The sequence below is a fragment of the Cupriavidus sp. P-10 genome (assembly GCF_003402535.2).
GTDB lineage: Bacteria > Pseudomonadota > Gammaproteobacteria > Burkholderiales > Burkholderiaceae > Cupriavidus.
In genome coordinates, this window is the sequence record NZ_AP025171.1 from 49,059 (window position 1) to 69,477 (window position 20,419).

Here is a 20,419-nt window from a genome sequence, read left to right on the forward strand (position 1 = left end):
ATTGCCGCGGCGACGCAGAAACGGGTACGGTCGGCGGGTTTGCCGGGGTCTTGCGCAGATGGGCCCGGACGGTGCAGCATGCTTCAGCATGGCTCGCGCTGCGTACCGGATGGGTTCGTTACGGTGCGCGCGGGATCCCGGAAGGCCGGGGTACGGCCGCTCCGGGCCACCGCGCCAATGGCACGAAGCTTGCGCCTGGGCCATTGCCAGACGGAGCCCGGTCGGGCCAGGAAGCGGAATCTGCCACGTGTGCTTGAAGGAGGCGCCATGCCAATCATGCTCATCGTGCTTGCCTTGCAGTTCTTGCAGGGACTGTCGCCACCCGCCGCGGCGCTGTTCGCGCTGCCCCAGGAGTTGGAGGCGCCGGATGCCACGGCCACGGTCGAAACCGCGCTGACTCGCTGACCTGCCGCCAACGGGCGGTGGCGCTCCGCATGGCTTCGATCCATCCACGCCATTGTCACGGAGTCAGCATGAACCGCAGCGAAGTCACCGATCTCATCATCGAAGCCAAGGTCCGGCGCGGCATTACCTGGGCGCAGGTTGCCGAGCGCGTCGGCCGCAGCAAGGAATGGACGACGGCCGCGTGCCTCGGCCAGATGGCTTTCGACGCGGCCGGGGCGCGCGCGGTGACGGAAATCTTCGGGCTGCCGCCCGAGGCAGAGGCCTGGCTGCGCGAGGTGCCGTACAGGGGCTCGCTGCCAACGGCGGTGCCGACCGATCCGCTGATCTACCGCTTCTACGAACTGATCAGCGTGTACGGCACCACCTTCAAGGCACTGATCCACGAGGAGTTTGGCGACGGCATCATGAGCGCGATCGATTTCCGCATGGACCTGCAGCGCGAAGCCGACCCCAACGGGGATCGGGTGCGCATCGAGATGTCGGGCAAGTTCCTGCCCTACAAGACTTACTGAGGGCTGTCAGCGGCGGCGCGCGCCGTGACCGCGGACGCCGGCGCGGCATAAGCCGCGCCATAGCCGGCCGGGTCCAGCCGCAGCGTCAGCACGCCCACCAGCGCGGCGCAGCCCAGGTGGTACCACCAGCCGGCGGCAAAACCGCCGGTATGGGCCTGCAGCATCGCGGTCAGCCACGGCGCCAGTGCCGCCAGCAGGAAGCCGCCGCCCTGCATCAGCGCGCTCAGCGTGCCGGCGCTGTCCGGGTCGGGCAGGTGGTCCAGCGCCACCACAAGGTACAGCGCAAAGCAGCCGCCCAGCCCCGCGCCGCCGATCATGGCCCAGGCATAGGGTGCCGCGTCGGGCCAGAGCGCCAGCCCGGCAAAGCCTGTCACCTGCATCGCCAGCGCCAGCACCATCCACCCGCGCCGGTCCACGCGCCGTGCCGCCAGCGCCGGCAGCAGCAGTGCCGCGCCGGCCTGCGCCACGGCCATCAGCGCCACCAGCGCGCCACTGGCGGGCGCGCTCCAGCCATGCCCCTGGTAGAACGGCGCCAGCCACGCCACCAGCGAGGCATAGCCGCCGTTCATCACGCCAAAGCATCCCATCAGCAGCCACGTGCGCGGCCGGCGCAGCAAGGCGCGCGTGGCGCCGCGCGACGGTTGGCGCGCCGCGGTGGCCGTGGCAGTCGCGGTGGCGCGAGGCAGCGCCACCCATGCCAGCGCCAGCGCGGCCAGCGCCGGCAGCGACCACAGCGCCAGCGCCTCGCGCCAGCTGCCGGACAGCTCTGTCACGTACGGCGAGAGCTGCGCCCCCAGCGCACCGCCGCCCATCAGCGCGGCCGAGTACAGCCCCATCACCGGGGCCACGCGGCCCGGGAATTCCTGCTTGACCAGTCCCGGGCAGGCCGCCTGCACCACGGCCACGCCCAGCCCGCACAACGCCGCCGAGGCGATCAGCCAGCCGCCGCCGGTCACGCCGAGGCGCAGCGCGCAGGCCGTGCCCAGCAGTGCCAGCGCCCCCAGCACCGCGTTGCGCGCGCCCAGGCGTGCACGCAGCGCGGGGCCGAAGAACGCGCCCACGCCCATCAGCAGCATCGGCAGCAACGTCAGCCAGGCCATGCCTTGGTACGTAAGCCCGGTGCCCGCGCGGATCGACGGCGCGAGCGGCCCCACCGCGGTCAGGAACGGCCGCAGGTTCAGGCCGATGCCCGCCACTGCCGCCAGCACCAGCCAGCGCGCCGGGGCTCCCCTGCTGCGAGCGCACGCCGGGGCGCTGGCGAGGTCGGATGCCTGTGCCATGTCCGCCATGTCAGCCGCGCGGGGAGCGCGGGCCGTAAAGCTGGGCGGCGGACAGTTCCACCGCCACGCGCGTCAGCGGCAGCGGCGGCGGATCCAGCGGCAGGCGCAGCGCCTGGTAGGCGGCTTCACTGGACATGCCGTAGGGCGCGGCGTCGTTGTTGTCGAAGGCGTAGTAGACCGCCTGCACGCCGGCCATGGTCATGGCCGCCAGGCACATCGGGCAGGGGTGGCCGCTGGCGTAGACCACGCTGCCGCGCAGATCCGGACGGCCCAGCTTGCGCGCCGCGGCCCGCACCGCTTCCATTTCGGCGTGGGTGGTCGGGTCGTGGCTGTGCACGATATCGTTGACGCCGGTGGCAATGGCCTGGCCGTCGATGGCCAGCACGGCACCGAAGGGACGCCCGCCGCGGTCGCGGTTGGCCGCGGCAAGGCGCACCGCCTCGCGCATGAATTCCTGGTGAGTGGTCATGGTTTTGCAGGGATCCGAATAAGTGAGTCCACGCTCGCAAGACTTGCGGCATGGCTGTTGGCAGGCTGCACACTCTACGCCGGGGCTTGGTGATTGGGAAATTAAATGATGAAATCGCCTGCAGTGGAAAACCCAATGAAAGGCCGGCCATGCAGGACCCCCGACTCGATCCCGTGCTGTTGCAGAGTTTTGTTGCCGTGGCGGAAAGCGGCAGCTTTACCCGCGCCGCGCAGCGCGTGCACCTGACGCAATCGACCGTCAGCCAGCAGGTGCGCCGGCTGGAAGACCAGCTCGGCTGCGTGCTGCTGGATCGCGGCGGGCGCTACGTGGTGACGACGCCGGAAGGCGAGCGGCTGCTGGGCTACGCGCGCCGCCTGCAGCAGCTGATGGCCGAAGCGGTCGGGCAGTTGCGCCAGAGCGCCGGCCAGGGCGAGATCCGCATCGGGGTGCCGGAAGATTTTGCCGCGCGGCCGCTGACGCCGGTGCTGGCCGGGTTTGCCGACGACTGGCCCGGGGTTCGGCTGGAAGTGACCAGCGGCATGAGCCACGAGCTGTGGCAGCGCTTCCAGGATCGCGAGCTGGACCTGGTGCTGGTCAAGCAGCGCGTGGCGCAGGCACCGGGCATGGCCAGCTGGCCCGAGCCGCTCTGCTGGATCGACAGCCGCAGCCGCCCGGCGGTGACGCGCGATCCGGTGCCGCTGGTGGCGTTTCCCGCCGGCGGGCTGTACCGCGGCGAGATGACGCACGCGCTCGATGCCGGCGGGCGGCGCTGGCGCATCGCCTTTGTCAGTGCGAGCCTCGCCAGCATCCTGGCCGCGGTGGCGGACGGGCTCGGCATCACACTGCTGCCGCGGCGGCTGGCCACGGCGCACCACCAGGTGCTGGACGGCGGCGGCTGGCCGGCACAGGTGCCCGACGTCGAACTCAGCCTGCACGCGCAGCCGGACCTGCAGGCCCCGGCGCGCGACATGGCCGCACGCCTGGCTGCGCTGTGTGACCGCGTGATGGACCCCAACCCGGCCCCCGGCGCCGCGGCGCCGGAAGCAGGCTAGCGCAACGGTCAGCCGAAGAATTCGTTGTAGTAGCCGGTGCAGGTGCCGGACGGACGGAAGGTGTACGGCAGTTCGGCGAGCGCGGCGGCCTCGAGCGAGCCGAAGGGGATGTCGGGCGCGTTCAGGCTGGCGGCGTCGGTGGCGTCGGATTGGTGGGCAGGGTGCAGGGCAAGGGCTTGCGAAGTCATTTTCAGTGCGTCGAAGGGCCGGCCGGGCCGGCGGTTGGCAACGCAACAATCCTAATGCGCCAGGCGGCCGGGATCAGCCCCCCTGCCTTGAACACACTGTTGCGCAATCGCATCCAATCATGGCGCCTTGGGTGACGTTGACGGCGGATGAGAACAACTCGCGAGTTGCGCCGACGCCTTGCGCGGCAGGGTCTATATTGGCCGAAGGGCCACCCCGGCCGGGAACCCTCCCGGCCGGCCAGCCAGCCAACCGGGAGCGCGCCATGCCAGTCCCACCGTGCTTTGCCGATCGCCGCGAAGCCGGCCATTACCTCGGCCGCCACCTGGCGGAACTGGGCTTCGGCGCCGACAAGCTGGGCCAGCCGGCGCTGGTGCTGGCGCTCCCGCGCGGCGGCGTGCCGGTCGCCTTCGAGGTGGCGCGCGCCCTCGCGGCGCAGCTTGACGTGCTGCTGGTGCGCAAGATCGGCGCCACCGGTTACCCGGAGCTGGCGCTGGGCGCCGTAGTCGAGGGCGATGCCGGCGGCGGCGGGCCGCATACGGTGGTGAACGACGATCCCTGGGCGCGCCGCGCGGTGGAAAGCGGCAGCTTCGATGCCGAACGCGGGCGCCAGCTCGACGAGATCGCCCGGCGCCAGCAGCGCTATCGCGGTGGGGCGCCGGTGCCGACGCGGGCCGGGCGTACCGTGATCGTGGTCGATGACGGCGTTGCCACCGGGGCGACCATGCGCGCCGCACTGGAAGGCGTGCGCATGGCCGGCGCCGCGCGCGTGATCGCGGCCACGCCGGTTGGCGCGCTGGAAGGGCTGGCCAGCCTGCAGCCCGCCGCCGACGAGGTGATCTGCCTGAACACGCCGCCCAACTTCGGCGCGGTCGGCTCCTTCTACCTGGATTTCACCCAGACCAGCGACGACGAGGCACTCGGGCTGCTGCGCCAGGCGGCCACGACGCGCGCCGGCTGACGCACAGGCCGGCACAAGCAGGCCGGCACAAGCAGGCCGCCTCAGTTCCGGGCGGCCAGGCGCCGCTTCAGGTGCGGCACCAGCCCGCCGGCGGCGAGGATCTCGCGCAGGAAGCCCGGGATCGGCTCGCACGCCAGCGTGCTGCCATCGTCCAGGCGCAGCAACGCGGTCTCCAGGTCCAGCGCCGCCCGGGCGCCGTCGGCCAGCCGGCCGGCGTCCGCGCATACCAGCACCGGCAAGCCCAGGTTGATCGCATTGCGGTAGAACAGCCCGCCGAACGACAGTGCTACCACCGCGCCTACGCCCAGCTCGCGCAGCGCCTGTGGCGCCTGCTCGCGCGAGGAGCCGATGCCGAAGTTGGCGCCCGCTACCACCACATCGCCCGGTCGCACGCTATCCGGAAACTCCGGGCGCAGTGACGCCAGGCAGTGCCGCGCCAGCACGGGCAGCGGCGATTTCATCAGCACGGCAGGGGCCATGGCATCGGTGTCGACGTTATCGCCGAAACGCCAGATGCGGCCGGCCGGGGCGGGGCCCGGGGTTGGGATGGTAGGGGCAGTCATGCAAAGAGATCTGGCCCGCCTGCGCGGGCACGTGGTCAGGCTGCGTCGTTATTGATGATTTATGCCAGCAAGGTGCGCGGGTCGGTAATGCGGCCGGTGACGGCGCTGGCGGCCACGGTCATCGGCGAACCCAGCCACACCGCGCTGCCCGCATCGCCCATGCGTCCGGAAAAATTGCGGGCGGTCGAGGCGATGGCACGGCTGCCGGCGGGAAAGCGCGCGGCGCCATAGCCGGCGCAGGCGCCGCAGGCATTGGGCAGCAGGCTGGCGCCGGCCTCGGCCAGGATGGCGAGCGTGCCTTCGCGTTCGGCCTGTTGCTGGTCGCGGCGCGAGGCGGCGGCCACCTGCAGCGTGACGCCCGGTGCAACGCGGCGGCCGCGCAACACGCGCGCGGCCATGCGCAGGTCTTCGAGCTTGGCGCCGGTGCAGGCGCCAAGGTAGGCGATCTGCACCGGCTCGCCGGCGGCCTGGTCGACCGGCGCGCTGTTGGCCGGCGAATGCGGCGCGGCCACCTGCGGCGCCAGCGCGGCGGAGTCGAAGCGGTGGTGCGCCAGCACCGGCGCCTGCGCGTCAGTGCGCCAGTGCGCCAGGTCGATCTGCGCCAGCACGTGCGCCGGCACGCCGGCCTGGGCCAGCCAGTCCAGCGTGACCGCATCGGGTGCGACCAGGCCGGTCTGCGCGCCCAGTTCGGCGCTCATGTTGGCCAGTGTCATGCGCTCCTGCAGCGGCAGCGCGGCGACGGCGCTGCCGGTGAATTCAAGCGCTTCGTAGCGTCCGCCACCCATGCCGAGCGTGGCGCACAGGAACAGCATGATGTCCTTGGCGCAGACCCCGGGTGCGAGCACGCCGTCCCATTCCAGCCGGATCGTATGCGGCACGCGCAGCCAGATCTCGCCGGTGGCCAACACGCCGGCCATCTCGGTGGCGCCCACGCCGAACATATAGGCGCCGAACGCGCCGCCGGTCGGGCTGTGGCTGTCGCCGCCGACGATCAACCGGCCCGGCAGCACATGCCCGCGTTCGGGCAGCACCACGTGGCAGATGCCCTCGGCATCGATCAGCTCGGCGCCGGCCTGGCGCGTCCAGTCGCGGGTGAAGCGCAGGATCGATTCGGCCTGTGCATCGCCACCCGGCACGAAGTGGTCGGTCACCACGACGTAGCGCGACGGGTCCCACACGCCCACCCCAAGCTCCTGCAGCAGTGGCGCGACGCGGCGCGGGCCGCTGGAGTCATGCGACATCGCCAGGTCGACCCGGCACATCGCCACCGTGCCGATCTCGGCGTAGTCCAGCGCGGCCGCGCGGGCGACCAGCTTCTGGGCCAGCGTCGCCGGCCTCGTGGTTGCCGGCCTGGCAGTTGCCTCGGCGCAAGGGGAGTCCGCAAGCATGCTCATTCCGGCGATGCCCCCGAATACTTGACCACCGAGGCCCAGCGCTTCACGTCCTGGCGGACAAAGCCGGCGAACGCCTCGGGCGCCATGCCAACCGGCTGCGCGCCGTCGTTTTCCAGGCGCTTGCGCACCGCCGGCGATTCCAGTCCCTTGCGGGCTGCCTGGTAGAGCGCCTGGGTGAGTTCGGCCGGCATGCCGGCCGGCCCGAACAGGCCGAACCACGCGCTCGACTCGAAGCCCTTGACGGTCGCGCCGATCGGCGCGGCGCCCGGGAACTGCGGCAGCGGCGCCGGGCTGGTCACGCCCAGCACCTTGAGCTTGCCGGCGCGCACGTGCGGCAGCACGTTGATCGTGCTGGCGAACATCAGGTCGCACTGGCCGGCCAGCACGTCGGTGAGCGCCGGCGCGGTGCCCTTGTACGGGATGTTGACGATATAGGTGCCGGTCATCATCTTGAACATGTCGCCGGCCATGTGCAGCGACGAGCCGACCGAGCCGATGGCGAAGTTCAGCTTGCCCGGCTGCGCGCGCGCCAGCCGGATCAGCTCGGGCACGTTATTGGCCGGCAGCCTGGGCGTGGCTACCAGCACGCTTGGCACGGTGGCGACCAGGGTGATCGGCGTGAAATCCTGCACGGGGTCGAACGGCAGCTTCTTGTACAGCGTGGCGTTGATGGTGTGGCTGGTGAAGCTCATCAGCAGCGTGCTGCCGTCCGGCGCGCTCTTGGCGACCAGGTCGGCGGCGATATTGCCGCCGGCGCCGGGGCGGTTCTCGACCACCACGGACTGCTCCAGCAGTTGCGACATCTCCTGGGCGATGGTGCGCGCCAGCGTGTCGGTGGTGCCGCCGGCGGGGGCGCCCACCAGGATCCGGATCGGCTTGCCGCCGGCAATCCCCTGCCCGTGGCCCTGCCCCTGGGCGGCGGCGGCGAGCGGCAGGATCAGCCCGCAGGCGGCCATGGCGGCAACCCGGCGCAGCGCGGTGCGGCGAGCGTGCGCGGGCGGAGACAAACGGGTCGGGCTGGACGAAACCAGGCGGAACACTGGCATGACGACTCCTCGCTTGATGTGATCAGGAGAGCGCAGTATCGCCCGACTCCGGGTGCCCGCGCATCCTTTGCCTTAGCGGCGCGCGGGCAGGCTTAGTCGCGCAGGCCCGGGCGGGTTTCGCTTTCCACCCAGACGTTGGCGCTGTCCACGCCGGCGGGCGACAGTTCCATGCGGTACTCGTAGCGGTCGGGACGGTACTGGCCGAGCAGCAGCTGCACCGGGCGGCCGGCCTGGTCTTTCACCACGCGGCGCACCGCCAGCAGCGCGCCGCCGACCGGCACGTCCAGCAGCGGCGCCACCACCACGTCGGCCAGGCGCGCCGACAGCACCTGGCTGGCACGGCCCAGCTTGACGCCGCCGGCTTCGAGCAGGCGCAGCACCGGCGTTTCCTCGAGCGCCTTGCGCGAGATCGGGCGGCCCAGGTCCGCGGGCAGGTAGACCGTGATATGCGACAGCGGCCGGTTGCGGTAGTGGCGCACGCGCACGATCTTGATGACAGGGTCGCCCGGCTGCAGCCCCAGCGACTCTGCCACGTCGGGCGTGGCATGGACTTCGTCGATCGAAATCACCTTCACGGACGTCTTCTGGCCCATGTCGATGATGTTGTCGAGCAGGCTGGAGCCGCGCTCCTCGGTGGCCGATGCGGGGCGCACCGGGTGCGGATTGACGAAGGTGCCGAGACCGCGGTGGCGCCGCACCAGGCCTTCCTGCACCAGGCGGTCAAACACGCGCCGCATGGTCACGCGAGAGGCGTGGAACTGCTTGGCCAGGTCGATCTCTCCCGGGAGGGGACCCTGGCCGAAGCGGCCTTCGACGATCTGCTGGCGCAGTACCACGTAAATCTGGTGATACAGGGGAACGACGGCTTCACTCATGGTTTCCCTTGTGGAGAGATGACAAGTCTGTAATGCCTCTAATGTACTGTAAATCAGACATAGAGCCTAGCAAGGATCGCGGCTGAGACGCTTCGGATACAACCTCCGCGCGCGGCGCTGCAGCATGACCGCCCCTTTGCGCCAAGCCTGTGGCCGATCACACGCCATCGGCCGCGCGCGTGCCGGTGGCGCCGCGCCGGGGCCGGGTGGCACCCCGCCCGGGTGAAGGCAACGATGGCCGGAACCGTGCGGCGAAAAACGGACATCACCGCTATGTGTGGGAGCCCACATGGGCGGCGGGGGCGGCACCTCGGGGATCGTGTTTCAGGCCCGATACGTGGCATGGCGCCTCGGGCAAATCCTAGGTCCGTCGGTAAGGCTTTGAAAATTAATGGGTTTTTTTAGGGTCTTGGCGTTACCCCTGAGCCGCGTCAGGGGGCGCTGTCACACCGATGTGACATGTCGTTTGCCGTGCACAGCGGCCGGGCCCCCATTGATGGCGCAAGCGGCCAGAAAGTTCCCCGGCTGGCGGCAGGCAGGCCTTGTATTACAAGGGTTTGCCGTCCGACGTGGAGAAGCTGGCACCGATTATGCGCAAGGGCTGGTCGGTTTGGCAGGTGCCGGACCTGAACCTCCAGCCGTCGTTCCGGACTTGAGCGCCGGCCGGAGGCTGAGCCGCAGTGACACTGTGAATACTCCTGGGAGCTAGGAATGAAAAAGACCTTACTGGCGTCGGCAATTGCCATGGCATTTGCGAGTTCCGCGTGGGCAAATCCGACCACCAACAACGATGGCGTAAGAGGCGGTGGCGATAACAATCAGAGCGCTACGGCAACCTCGACGCAAAGCGGGTCCGGAGCGTCGGCGAATGAATATTCGAAGGCTATCCAGGCGAACGACAACAGCTCGCGTACGTTCACCGACAGCAGCACGAGCACGAAGACCAACACCGTCACGGTCGGCATCGACAAGTCTGGCTCGAATAACAAGACCAAGAGCAATTCCGACAACGTAACGAAGGCTTCGGCCTCCGGTCTCGGCAGCGCCGCTGCCGTCGGCGGTGCCGCATCGTCCAGCATTGCCAGCTCCTTCAACAAGACCACGGCAATCGCGCTCAGCAAGCTGAACGGCGCCGTGAGCGGCAACAATGTCTATGGCATCGGCAACATTGCCACTAACAGCGGTAACGCCAACGGCGGCACTGGCTACGGTGGCAAGGGTGGCACGGGCGGCGCCGGTGGCACCGGCCAGGGTGGCTCGGGCGGCAACGGCGCAGTCGGCGCCGCGGGCGGCAGCGCCAGCGCTTCCAATGGCAGCGCCACGGCTGATTGGGCCAAGGCCGGCTCGGCCAAGGCCGGCGATGGCGGCGACGGCGGACGTGCCTCCAACTGGGGTGCCAATGGCGGCGACGGCTATGGCAAGGGTGGCAGCGCGCTTAGCGCGGCGGGCGCCAAGGGCGCCAGCGGCGGCGACGGCTACGGCAAGGGCGGCGGCGCGCTTGGCGCGGCAGGTGCCGCGGGCGCCAGCGGTGGCGACGGCGTTGGCAAGGGTGGCGGTGCTCTGAGCGCTTCGCTCGGTGCAGGCGGCCGCGGCGGCAGCGCCGGTGCGATCGGTGGTGATGCCCTGGGTGCCAGCGGCGCCCTTGGCGGTCTGGCCGGTGCGGCAGGTGGCTCGGGTGGTGCGGGTGGCAGCGCCAATGGCCGCGGTGCCGACGTGGGCGGTGCGGGCGGTGCGGGTGCCGGCGCAGGCGCGACCGGGACCAATACGGCTGGTGCTGGCTCTGGCACGGGCGGCGCCGCGGGCGCTACCGGTGGCACAGGCGGTGCCGGAACCTCCAGCGCATCGGCGACCGGTGGTGCGGGCAGCGGCTCCGGCGGTGCCGGTGGCACGAACGGTGCGGGCGCCACGGCAGCTGGCGGCGCGGGCACGGGCAGTGGCGGTGCCGGCGGCACGAACACCGCGGCCTCGTCGTCGACTGGCGGCGCGGGTTCGGGCACTGGCGGTGCCGGCGGCACGCAGACTGCTTCCGGTGGCGCCGGTGGCGCTGGCGGTGCGGCATCTGCAGGCAGCGCCAGCACTTCAGCCTCGAACGGCAGCGCTACCACGGGTAGCGGCGGCGCCGGCGGTTCCGGTGGTGCTGGCGGTGCGGGCACCGGCGGTACCGGTGGCGTTGGCGGTGTCGGCAACGGCGGCGCTGGCGGTGCTGGTGGTGCTGGCGGCTACAACTACGTCGACGCGGGTACGTTCAATATGTCCAACGTCATGACCAGCGTTGGTCAGACCGCGGCGGGCGTCATGATGGCGAGCCAGAACAGCGGCGCCGCCTCGCTGACGCAAATGAGCGTGAACGTTCAGGCCAACGTCAACGCGGGCAGGTAAGACGCGCGCAGCATCGGCCCGGCCTGAGCCTTGTGCCAGGACGGGCCGCCACTTCGAAGTCTTGCCGGCAGGACTGGCGCCCGCATCCTGTGCGCGGGCGCCAGGTTCCTGTCCATGCCTACGCAAGCCTAAATGTCTTCGCTGCCGCCCGGATGGCGCGCGCGCGGGGCTGGGGAGGATGACACCATGCAAACGGTCCGCTTTGCCGTCGGAGCACTCACGACGGTCCTGCTGGCCTGGCCAGCACTGCAGGCTCACGCAGAGCCGCCGGGGCTGGAAGCCGCCATGGCTGCCGCAAGCAGTGCTGCGGCAGGCACTCAGCAGGCGGCGACAGATACAACGCCTCCCGCCGCAGTCAATACTTTGTTTGGCGGGGTGGCGAAAGCTGTACCCGTGTCTAAACTAGACGATATCCGCGGTGGCGCCGAGGTCACCGTGAACGATATGCGCCTGCACGGCACGGTCGCTGAAAACGCCGCGGTCAATGTCGTATCCGGCGCAAACCGGATCACCGAAGGAGCTTTCGCGAACGCGGCCGGCATACCTACCGCGATCCAGAACTCCGGCTCCAACGTGCTGATCCAGAACGCAACGATCGTCAACGTCCAGTTCAGATGATGAAGCTGCTGCGCAACCTGTTGGCGTCTGTTCCGTTCGCACTGGCGGCGGGGCTCATCCCCTGTGCCAACGCCGCGGATGTCTATCTCTACGGTCCGGTCGGCGAACCCTACAGCGTCAGGGTCACCAGCGTTCGCGAAGCGCGCTTCAAATCCACGATTCGCCAGCAATACGATTTCAGCTGCGGCTCGGCCGCGGTGGCCACGCTGCTGACTTACCAGTACGGCCATCCGATGAACGAGGCCACGGTGTTCCAGAACATGTACCTCAACGGCGACCAGGAAAAGATACGTGCCGAAGGGTTCTCGCTGCTGGACATGAAACGTTTCCTGGGCGCGCTGGGCTATGAGGCGGACGGCTATGAGCTGCCGCTGTCCAAGCTCGAGGAAACACAGATCCCTGCCATCGTGCTGATCGTGGAAAACGGTTACCACCATTTCGTGGTGGTCAAGGGTGTGAAAGGCAACCGCGTACTCGTCGGCGATCCCGCGCGCGGCACGAGAGCGCTTTCACGCGAGCACTTCGAGAAGATCTGGCAGAGCCAGTTGTTGTTCGTGATCCACAACCGCACGGACAACGCACGCTTCAACGTGGCTGCGGACTGGCGCCTGGCGCCCAGCGGCCCTTACTGGATGGGAGTCAACCGGGATAGCCTGTTCTTCACCGTCATGCCCAAGCATGGCGTTGGCGACTTCTGAGGAATGCATCATGTTGCAGACTTCCCTCCCGACCCCTGCTGCACCGCGAACCGCCATTTCGGCGGCGGCGATGCTGCTCGGTGCCGGTCTGGCCTGTGCCGGCGTGGCGCATGCCGGTTCGCTAGCGCAGCCCGACAGCCTTGACCCGTCGGCGCTGCCGTCGCAGGCGGCCACGTCGGCCCGCGACCAGGACAACTCACCCGTGGCTGCCGCGCGCGGCAGCATGGCCGGCTGGAAGCCGGTCGCACAAGAAAAGCTCGACGACATGCGGGGCGGCTTCGAGATGCCGGGCCTGCAAGTTGCGTTCGGTATCGAACGCGCGGTGTACATCAACGGGGCCCTGGTCGTCGCAACCAGCATTAACATCCCGGACGTCAGCCGCATCACAGCGGACCAGGCGGCTCGGCTGGCAACTTCGCTCGGTCCGGCAATCGTCAATGCCACCAACGCGTCGGTCAACGCCGCGCTGGCCAGCAATCCAGTCACCGCAGGCACGCAACTGGGCTCCAGTGGCGGCAGTGCGAGTGCAGGCAGTGCAGGCAGTGCCGGCGCTTCGGCGTCGGCAGCGGGCGCTGCCGGAGGTAGCTCGTCCTCAGCCTCGGCGGCCGCGGGTGGCAGCGCCAGTGCCAGCGGGGCTGCCGGCCTGCCCGGCACGGTCGTCAGTACGGGCACTGGCCAGGTGACGACCAACGGGTTGCTCAATGTCATCCAGAACGGCGCTGGCAACGCGGCCGCGGTGGGATCGCTGGCCGGCACGCCCACCACGGTGATTCAGAACAGCATGGACAACCAGAGCATCCGGAGCCTGATGACAATCGACGCAAGCGTGAATACGCTGCAGGCTTTCCGGTCGCAATTGGCTAACTCGACGCTGCAGGATGCGTTGATGCGGGCCGCCAGCATGAGGTAATCGTAGCGCAGCAGAGGGCAGTACAGGTTGCGGGCTCCTGACCAACAGCCCGCCCGTCCCGGGGGAGGAAGACGTGATGAAGAAGCGGTCGATGCAGGGCATCCGGAATGCCGGATGCTCGACGTTGCTGTTGCTCGGCGGCCTGGCACAGGCCCAGACGCCGACCGATGCGGGCGTCCCCGCAGCGGGCCTGGAAACGTTGCAAAGGGAACTCGCCGATCAGGCCACCCAGCTCGACGCCATGAAGCGGGCACTGGCCGAACAAGAGGCAGTCATCCGCGAGCTGCGCAGCGTCATCAGCAACGAAGTGCTGGCCACCAAGCGCGGCGGCCAGGGTGTCGGCGGCGGTGTGTCGCCGTCCAACAACGCCACCAATGCCGCCACCGCTGCAGCGGCGGCCAGCGCGGCGCAGAGCGCGCCCAATGCGGTCAACAACCCGCAGCAGATCACGCTGCAGCCGCCGCAGGATGTCGCGCAGGGCCCGCAGGCGGGCGAGTCCGCCAACCCGCAGACCGTGGCCGTGGAAGAGCCCGTGGGCCGTCCGCCCGAGCGCGAGACCCGGCCGCCCGAGATCGCGCCGATCATCGACCAGCCCGGCGTGCTGACCGCGCAGGGCAAGCTGGTGGTCGAGCCTGGCTTCCAGTACGGCTACTCGTCAAACAACCGCGTGGCGCTGGTCGGCTACACGGTCATCCCCGCCATCCTGATCGGCCTGCTCGACGTGCGCGAGGTCAAGACCTCGACCTACATCCCGTCGATCGCGCTGCGCTATGGCGTGACCAAGCGGTTTGAAATCGAAGCCAAGGTGCCTTACGTGAAGACTTCCGGCTCGACCATCAGCCGCGAGGTCTTTACCGGCACCGCCGTCGACAACGTGTTCAATGCCAGCGGCGCCGGCCTGGGCGACGTCGAAGCGACGGTGCGCTACCAGCTCAACTACGGCAACGAGAAGATGCCGTACTTCGTCGGCTGGCTGCGCTACAAGTCGGCCACCGGCAAGGATCCGTTCGAAGTGGTGACCGATTGCGTGACGCGCTGCGTGGGCAATACCACCGGCACCGGCCTGCCGCTCGGGCTGCCGACCGGCACCGGCTTCCAGGCGCTCCAGCCGGGTATCACCTGGCTGCTGCCAACCGATCCGGCGGTGTTCTTCGGCACCTTCAGCTACCTGCACAACTTTGCGCGCAACAACGTCAGCCGCACCGTACTCAACGGCCAGACCGAAAACCTTGGCAAGATCGCCCCGGGCGATATCTTCGAGTTCAGCTTCGGCATGGGCCTGTCGCTCAACGAGAAGGCGTCGTTCAGTATCGGCTATGACCAGGCCATCATCTGGCCGACCAAGCAGAACGGACAGACCGTGCCGGGCTCGGTGCGCATCACGCAGGGCACGCTGCTGGTGGGCTACTCGTATCGCTTCAATGACCGCTACACGCTGAACCTGTCGGTGGGTGCGGGCCTGACGCGCGACACTCCCGACCTGCAGGTCAACCTGCGCCTGCCGATCACTTTCTGAGGCGCTTTCGCCGCGCCTGTCGAGGCGCTTTTCGGAGCGCTATTCCAGGCGCTTTCCCGCCGTATTTCGCTCACGTGACGCGTGCCTTGCACCAGCAGGGCACGCGCGCGCATCACATGCGCGCGCGCATGCCAAGCGCTCCAGAAGTTGCCTTGCGCTTGCCCCCCGAACGGCGTACAACGAAATAACCCCGCGCCGTCAGCGGTACTTTCTCACCGGTCTACCCACACCATCGGCGCGGCCTGAACAAGGAGAGAGACATGCGCAAACGCATCTTCTGGTTGTTGCCCGACCTGGCGAGCGCCCGCCGCACGATGGACGACTTGCTGCTCGCCCGCGTCGAGAACCGCCACATCCACTTCGTGGCGCGCGACGGTGCCGACATGACGGGCTTGCACGAAGCCAACCTGTTCCAGACGTCCGACATCGTCCATGCCGCGGAAATGGGCCTGGTGGTCGGCGGCGGCGTGGGCGTGGTGGCTGGCGCGGTGGTGGCGATGTTCCCGATCGTCAGCGATACGCCGCAATGGGGCCTCGTCGGCGTGCTGGCGGTGCTCGGCGCGGTGTTCGGCGCCTGGGCCGCGAGCATGATCGGCAGCTCGGCGCCCAACAGCCGCCTGCGCGCGTTCGAGAAGGACATCGAGTCGGGCAAGATCCTGCTGATGGTCGACGTGCCGCGCGGGCGCGTCGAGGAAATCGAAACGCTGCTGCAGAACGCTCACCCGGAAGCCCGCTTCGCCGGCCTCGATCCGGCAGTGCCGGCCTTCCCCTGATCGGTCCGCAGCAAGCCTTGCCGTCCTGACGGCAAGGGCTTTCGCAGTCTCTCTCGCGCGCCCGTGCGGCGCGCCCTCACGCGCATCTCTTAGCGCGTAGGTGGCCACGCCGGAACCGCCATCCGGTTCCGGTGTGATGCCGCTGCAACACCCCTCCACCTCTTGTTTGCCCTGACGTGACGCATGCGGTAATTTGCGCTACGGCGCATTGTCTTTACAGTGCGCAGCGCGCCCAGGCGCGCAACAGAATAACGACAGACAAGAGGGGACAATCGATGAAAGCGAAATGGATCGCGTGCGGCGTGCTGGCCGCCACGCTGGGATGGGCTGCGCAAACGGCGCAGGCGGAGCCGGGCGTGACCCGCAATACCATCCGCATCGGCCAGTCGGCGGGTATCACCGGCCCGGTGGCCGGTTCGGTCAAGGAACAGATCGCCGGCGCACAGGTTTACCTGCGTAGCGTCAACGCCAGCGGCGGCGTGGGCGGACGGCGCATCGAGCTGGTCACCTACGACGACGGCTTCGATGCCAAGCGCACGCCGGACAACGTGCGCAAGCTGCTCGACGAAGACAAGGTGTTCGCGCTGTTCATGGTGCGCGGCACGCCGCAGAACGAGAGCATCCTGCCGCTGGTCGCCGAGCACAAGGTGCCGCTGGTGGCGCCGCTGACCGGCGCGATCACGCTGCACCGCCCAGTGAACCGCTACGTGTTCAACGTGCGTGCCAAATACCAGGATGAAGTCGCGCGTGCGATCAACCACCTGGCCACCACCGGCATGAGCCGGATCGGCATCTTCCACACCACCGACGGCTTCGGCCAGGACGTGCTCGAAGGCTTTACCACCGCGCTCCAGGCGCGCGGCGTGCAGCCGGCGGCGAGCGTCAGCTTCGCGCGGCCGATGGGCGACATCAGCCAGGGCGTTGCCGCCATGAACAAGGCCAACCCGCAGGCGGTGCTGGTGATCGGCTCGGGCTCGGAAGCCGCGCGCATCATCCGCGAGCTGCGCCGCGCCGGCAGCCAGGCGCAGTTCGTCACGTTGTCGAACAACGCCGCCGACTCCTTTATCCGCGAACTGGGCGACGATGCGCGCGGGCTGATCATCACGCAGGTGGTGCCGGGGACCAACTCCAGCCAGATGACGCTCGCCAGCGAATACCGCAGCCAGGCCCGGCAGCAGGGCGTGGAGCCGTCCAACGCCGGCATGGAAGGCTTCATGTCGGCCAAGGTACTGGTCGAAGGACTGCGCCGCGCCGGGCCCGAGCCGACGCGCGAGCGCCTGGTCAGCGCACTCGAAGGCCTGCGCGACTACGATCTCGGCGGCATCCTGATCAGCTACAGTCCCACGCGCCACACCGGCTCGTCCTTCGTCGAGATGTCGATCGTCTCGTCCACGGGCAAGCTGATCCGCTGATGCGCTGATCCGGCGGGCGTGGCCACGTGGCGCACGCCGGCGCGCGCAATGTGGCCCGGCCTGCTGCGGTATATTCGCCCGCATGGCTACTCCTACCTCATCCCCCGATGCCGGCGTGCCCCAGGCAGCCGGCCGTACCCCATTCTCGTTGCAGGGCCGTGTCGCGCTGGTGACCGGTGGCGCGCAGGGCCTGGGCCTGGCGATCGCCGCCGGGCTGGCCGATGCCGGTGCCCACGTGCTGGTGGCGGCGCGCAGCGAGGCACGCGTGCATGACGCGGTCGCCACGCTGGCCGCGCGCGGCGGCAGCGCCGAGGCGCTGGTGCTGGACATCACCGACGAAGCAGCGGTCGAGGCCGCGTTCGCGCGGATCGACGCCGCCCACGGCCGGCTCGACATCCTGGTCAACAACGCCGGCGCGCGCAACCGAAACTCGATGGCGCATCTCGATGCCGGTGACCTGCGCGCCATGCTCGAGACCAACCTGGTCGCGCCCTACACGCTGTGCTGTCATGCCGCGCAACGGATGCAGCGCGGGCAGTACGGCCGCATCGTCAACGTCAGCTCGATCGCGGGCCAGGTGGCGCGCGCGGGCGACGTGCTCTATCCCGCCACCAAGGGCGGCCTGGATGCGCTGACACGCGCGCTGGCCGCCGACCTGGGCCGCTTCGGCGTCACCGTCAACGCGATCGCGCCCGGCTACTTCGCCACCGAACCGAACCAGCCGATGGTCGATGACGCGAGCGTGGCCGAGTGGCTGCGCCAGCGCACCTCACTGGGCCGCTGGGGCCGCCCGGACGAGATTGCGGGGGCGGCGGTGTTCCTGGCATCGCCGGCGGCGTCGTACATCACCGGGCATGTGCTGGCGGTCGACGGCGGCTACCTCGGCCACTTCTGACAGGCCGCCAGCGGCCAAGCGTACCCAATTCTGCGTGCCACCCCGAGACGGTGGTGGCGGCATTCCGGTGGCATTTCAGCGCCGCGTTGGTGTCTTGCCGCCGCGGTAAAACGCCTGCAGGCTTTCGATCATTGCAGCGGCCGCCGAGGAGTCGCCGCGGTCTTTCATCCGCACCAGGCAGATATCGCGCACCAGTGACGGCAGCTGCAGCGGCCGGATCGCCAGGCCCTCGCGCCGGAACTGGAACAGCGCCAGCGACGGCACCGCGCTGATGCCCAGTCCCGCCTGCACCAGCGCCGCCACGGTCGCCAGGTGCTCCACCTCCATCACGCTGTGCAGCCGCAGCGGGTGCAGCGCCGCGTCGAGATGCTGGCGCACGCTGGTCGTGCGCGACAGCTGGATAAACGGCTCGCCCGCCAGCGCCTGCGGCGCGATGCGGCGCTTGCGTGCCAGCGGATGGCCGGCCGGGCACACCAGGTGGAAGGTGTCGCGCACCAGCGGCTCGACGCGCAGGTCGTCGTCCTGCGCCGGCGCCGGTGCCAGCGCAAAGTCGGCGCGGCCTTGCCGGACCAGTTCGATGCAGCCATCGGCCAACTGGTCGAACAGCTCCAGCACGATGCCCGGATAGCGCTCGCGGAACTGCGCCAGCAGCGGCGGCAGGTCGCCGCCTGCCAGCGACGGCAGCGCGGCGATCGACACGCGGCCCTTGCGCCGCTCGGCATGCGCGCGCAGGTCTTCGAACGCCGCTTCGAAGTCCGCCAGCAGCCGCCGCGCGGTCTGCTCGAAGCGCACGCCGTCAGTGCTCAGCTCCACGTGGCGCGTGGTGCGCTCGAACAGGCGGCTGCCGGCCTGCTCTTCCAGGGTCTGCACCAGCGCGCTGAAGGCCGACTGCGACAGGTGGCAGGCGCGCGCCGCGCGGGTGAAGTTGCGGTAGGTCGCCAGCGCCACGAAGGCGCGCAGGTGCTTGGCCGACAGGTTCATCATCGTGGATTCGTATTTATCCAGCAAGTCGATAGATTAATCCAAATAATCCATTTTTTGGCTGGACGGGTGCGGCCTAGAATGGCTTCGACCCCGCCAACAACCTTGCCCCCCCGACCATGACTGCTTCCTTGCTCATCGGCTCCGGCGCCGGCTTCTCCGGCGACCGCACCGACGCCGCGCTGCCGGTGGTGCGCACGCTGATCGCCGCCGGCCAGCCCGCGGCGCTGATCTTCGAGACGCTGGCCGAACGCACGCTGGCGCTGGCGCAACTGGCGCGGCGCAACGATCCCGCGCACGGCTACGAGCCGCTGCTCGATGCGCTGCTGGTGCCCGTGCTCGGCCTGTGCCTGCAGCACGCCATTCCCATCGTGGGCAATTTCGGCGCGGCCAATCCGCACGCGGCGGCGCGGCGCGTGCTGCAGCTCGCCGCCGAACTCGGCCTGCCGGCGCCGCGCGTGGCAGTGGTGGAAGGCGACGATCTCTCGCACGACGCCGGCCGTTCGCTGCTGCAGGGCATCCTTGGCGACGCTTTCGATGCCGAGCGCTTTGTCTGCGCCAATGCCTATATCGGCGCGCAGGGCATCGCCGCGGCCCTGGCCGACGGCGCGCAGGTCGTGGTGTGCGGCCGCGTTGCCGACCCGGCGCTGGTGGTGGGGCCCGCGATGGCGCATCACGGCTGGTCGTGGGACGACTGGGACCGGCTGGCCGCCGCCACCATGGCCGGCCACCTGCTTGAATGCGGGGCCCAGGTCACCGGCGGCTACTTTGCCGATCCCGGCATGAAGGACGTACCCGACGTCCACGCGGTCGGCTTCCCGATCGCGCAGCTCGCCGCCGACGGCAGCATCGAGATCTTCAAGGCAGCCAATACCGGCGGCTGCGTCGACCTGCGCACCGTCAAGGAGCAATTGCTGTACGAAGTCCACGATCCGGCTGCCTACCTGACGCCGGACGTGGTCGCCGACATCGGCGCCGTCACTGTCACGCAGCTCGGTCCCGACCGCGTGGGGGTGTGCAATGTGCGCGGCCACGCGCGGCCGGCGCAGCTCAAGGCCAATGTGTTCAGCCACGGCGGCTGGCTGGCCGAAGGCGAGATCTCCTATGCCGGCCCCAACGCCGCCGCCCGCGCGCGCCTGGCGGCCGATATCCTGCGCCGGCGCATGCAGATGCTGGGCCATGACGTGCCGATCCGCTTCGACCTGATCGGCGTGCTCAGCGTCCTGGCCGACGACGCCGGCGCGATGTTCGCCCAGCGCCAGCCGAATGAGGCCGACGCGCAGGACGTGCGCCTGCGCGCGGCGCTGGCGCATGACGATGCCGCGGTGGCCCAGGCGCTGCTGCGCGAGGTCAACGCGCTCTACACCTGCGGCCCCGCCGGCGGCGGTGGCGTGCGCACGGGGCAGCGCGCGCGCCTGAACGCCGTGTCGTGCCTGGTGCCGCGCGAAGCCATCACTGCCACGCATCGCTTCATCGCCTGAGGAGGACGACGCC

The 20,419-nt window shown here is 69.5% G+C and carries 21 protein-coding genes; 13 read left to right on the plus strand and 8 right to left on the minus strand.

Annotated elements, in window-relative coordinates; all coding sequences use genetic code 11:
• Window positions 1-267: 267 nt before the first annotated feature.
• Both CTP10_RS17375 and cynS read left to right on the plus strand, forming a co-directional pair.
• Window positions 268-405 carry a hypothetical protein gene (locus CTP10_RS17375; protein ID WP_199414570.1) on the plus strand — a complete coding sequence of 46 codons (138 nt, stop codon included), beginning with the start codon at window positions 268-270 and terminating at the stop codon, window positions 403-405.
• A gap of 68 nt (window positions 406-473) precedes the next feature.
• Entirely contained in the window at window positions 474-917 is a 444-nt protein-coding gene (cynS, locus tag CTP10_RS17380; protein WP_116319250.1) for a cyanase, read from the plus strand.
• On the opposite strand, the gene CTP10_RS17385 is transcribed toward cynS, so the two are convergent.
• Window positions 911-2,197 carry a cyanate transporter gene (locus CTP10_RS17385; protein WP_116319348.1) on the minus strand — a complete coding sequence of 429 codons (1,287 nt, stop codon included), beginning with the start codon at window positions 2,195-2,197 and terminating at the stop codon, window positions 911-913. The two genes, cynS and CTP10_RS17385, sit on opposite strands and share 7 nt — an antisense overlap.
• Window positions 2,198-2,207: 10 nt before the next feature.
• Window positions 2,208-2,666 carry a nucleoside deaminase gene (locus CTP10_RS17390; RefSeq protein WP_116319252.1) on the minus strand — a complete coding sequence of 153 codons (459 nt, stop codon included), beginning with the start codon at window positions 2,664-2,666 and terminating at the stop codon, window positions 2,208-2,210.
• Between the two features lie 149 nt (window positions 2,667-2,815).
• Between CTP10_RS17390 and CTP10_RS17395 the strand changes: the two genes are divergently transcribed.
• Window positions 2,816-3,718, plus strand: a complete 903-nt coding sequence (locus tag CTP10_RS17395) for a LysR family transcriptional regulator (RefSeq protein ID WP_116319254.1) — start codon at window positions 2,816-2,818, stop codon at window positions 3,716-3,718.
• 8 nt (window positions 3,719-3,726) lie between these two features.
• On the opposite strand, the gene CTP10_RS17400 is transcribed toward CTP10_RS17395, so the two are convergent.
• Complete coding sequence (locus tag CTP10_RS17400; protein WP_116319256.1) at window positions 3,727-3,906, minus strand: hypothetical protein; 180 nt, start codon at window positions 3,904-3,906, stop codon at window positions 3,727-3,729.
• Window positions 3,907-4,169: 263 nt separating this feature from the next.
• Between CTP10_RS17400 and CTP10_RS17405 the strand changes: the two genes are divergently transcribed.
• Window positions 4,170-4,865 (plus strand): phosphoribosyltransferase, encoded by a 696-nt coding sequence (locus CTP10_RS17405; RefSeq protein WP_116319258.1) that lies wholly within the window; start codon window positions 4,170-4,172, stop codon window positions 4,863-4,865.
• A 41-nt stretch (window positions 4,866-4,906) separates the two neighbouring features.
• Here CTP10_RS17405 and CTP10_RS17410 read toward each other — a convergent pair whose 3' ends face one another.
• The 4 genes from CTP10_RS17410 to CTP10_RS17425 all read right to left on the minus strand — a co-directional run bounded on the left by CTP10_RS17410 (window position 4,907) and on the right by CTP10_RS17425 (window position 8,743).
• Window positions 4,907-5,428: a LeuD/DmdB family oxidoreductase small subunit gene (locus CTP10_RS17410; RefSeq protein ID WP_116319260.1), complete on the minus strand. Its 522-nt coding sequence runs from the start codon at window positions 5,426-5,428 to the stop codon at window positions 4,907-4,909.
• 59 nt (window positions 5,429-5,487) lie between these two features.
• Window positions 5,488-6,816, minus strand: coding sequence for a 3-isopropylmalate dehydratase large subunit (locus tag CTP10_RS17415; RefSeq protein ID WP_116319262.1), 1,329 nt, complete (start codon window positions 6,814-6,816; stop codon window positions 5,488-5,490).
• A 2-nt stretch (window positions 6,817-6,818) separates the two neighbouring features.
• Window positions 6,819-7,868 (minus strand): tripartite tricarboxylate transporter substrate binding protein, encoded by a 1,050-nt coding sequence (locus CTP10_RS17420; protein WP_116319263.1) that lies wholly within the window; start codon window positions 7,866-7,868, stop codon window positions 6,819-6,821.
• Between the two features lie 92 nt (window positions 7,869-7,960).
• A complete protein-coding gene (locus tag CTP10_RS17425; protein WP_116319265.1) occupies window positions 7,961-8,743 on the minus strand; it encodes a GntR family transcriptional regulator in 783 nt (260 codons plus the stop codon).
• 711 nt (window positions 8,744-9,454) lie between these two features.
• Between CTP10_RS17425 and CTP10_RS17430 the strand changes: the two genes are divergently transcribed.
• The 8 genes from CTP10_RS17430 (at window position 9,455) to CTP10_RS17465 (ending at window position 17,944) form a co-directional block, all read left to right on the plus strand.
• On the plus strand, window positions 9,455-11,122 hold the full coding sequence (locus CTP10_RS17430) for a hypothetical protein (RefSeq protein ID WP_116319267.1): 1,668 nt from the start codon (window positions 9,455-9,457) through the stop codon (window positions 11,120-11,122).
• A gap of 186 nt (window positions 11,123-11,308) precedes the next feature.
• Window positions 11,309-11,740 carry a hypothetical protein gene (locus CTP10_RS17435; RefSeq protein WP_116319269.1) on the plus strand — a complete coding sequence of 144 codons (432 nt, stop codon included), beginning with the start codon at window positions 11,309-11,311 and terminating at the stop codon, window positions 11,738-11,740.
• Entirely contained in the window at window positions 11,740-12,438 is a 699-nt protein-coding gene (locus CTP10_RS17440; protein WP_116319270.1) for a C39 family peptidase, read from the plus strand. Before CTP10_RS17435 ends, CTP10_RS17440 begins: the two co-directional genes overlap by 1 nt.
• 10 nt (window positions 12,439-12,448) lie before the next feature.
• Window positions 12,449-13,348, plus strand: a complete 900-nt coding sequence (locus CTP10_RS17445) for a flagellin (RefSeq protein WP_116319272.1) — start codon at window positions 12,449-12,451, stop codon at window positions 13,346-13,348.
• A 76-nt stretch (window positions 13,349-13,424) separates the two neighbouring features.
• Window positions 13,425-14,864 (plus strand): acetate kinase, encoded by a 1,440-nt coding sequence (locus tag CTP10_RS17450; RefSeq protein WP_116319274.1) that lies wholly within the window; start codon window positions 13,425-13,427, stop codon window positions 14,862-14,864.
• A 260-nt stretch (window positions 14,865-15,124) separates the two neighbouring features.
• Entirely contained in the window at window positions 15,125-15,637 is a 513-nt protein-coding gene (locus CTP10_RS17455; RefSeq protein WP_116319276.1) for a DUF1269 domain-containing protein, read from the plus strand.
• Between the two features lie 275 nt (window positions 15,638-15,912).
• Complete coding sequence (locus CTP10_RS17460; RefSeq protein ID WP_116319278.1) at window positions 15,913-17,049, plus strand: ABC transporter substrate-binding protein; 1,137 nt, start codon at window positions 15,913-15,915, stop codon at window positions 17,047-17,049.
• Window positions 17,050-17,131: 82 nt separating this feature from the next.
• A complete protein-coding gene (locus tag CTP10_RS17465) occupies window positions 17,132-17,944 on the plus strand; it encodes an SDR family oxidoreductase (protein WP_116319280.1) in 813 nt (270 codons plus the stop codon).
• Window positions 17,945-18,019: 75 nt separating this feature from the next.
• On the opposite strand, the gene CTP10_RS17470 is transcribed toward CTP10_RS17465, so the two are convergent.
• Entirely contained in the window at window positions 18,020-18,925 is a 906-nt protein-coding gene (locus CTP10_RS17470) for a LysR family transcriptional regulator (RefSeq protein ID WP_116319350.1), read from the minus strand.
• Between the two features lie 119 nt (window positions 18,926-19,044).
• Here CTP10_RS17470 and CTP10_RS17475 point away from each other — a divergent pair, with 119 nt between their 5' ends.
• Window positions 19,045-20,406, plus strand: a complete 1,362-nt coding sequence (locus tag CTP10_RS17475; RefSeq protein ID WP_116319281.1) for an acyclic terpene utilization AtuA family protein — start codon at window positions 19,045-19,047, stop codon at window positions 20,404-20,406.
• Window positions 20,407-20,419: the final 13 nt, after the last annotated feature.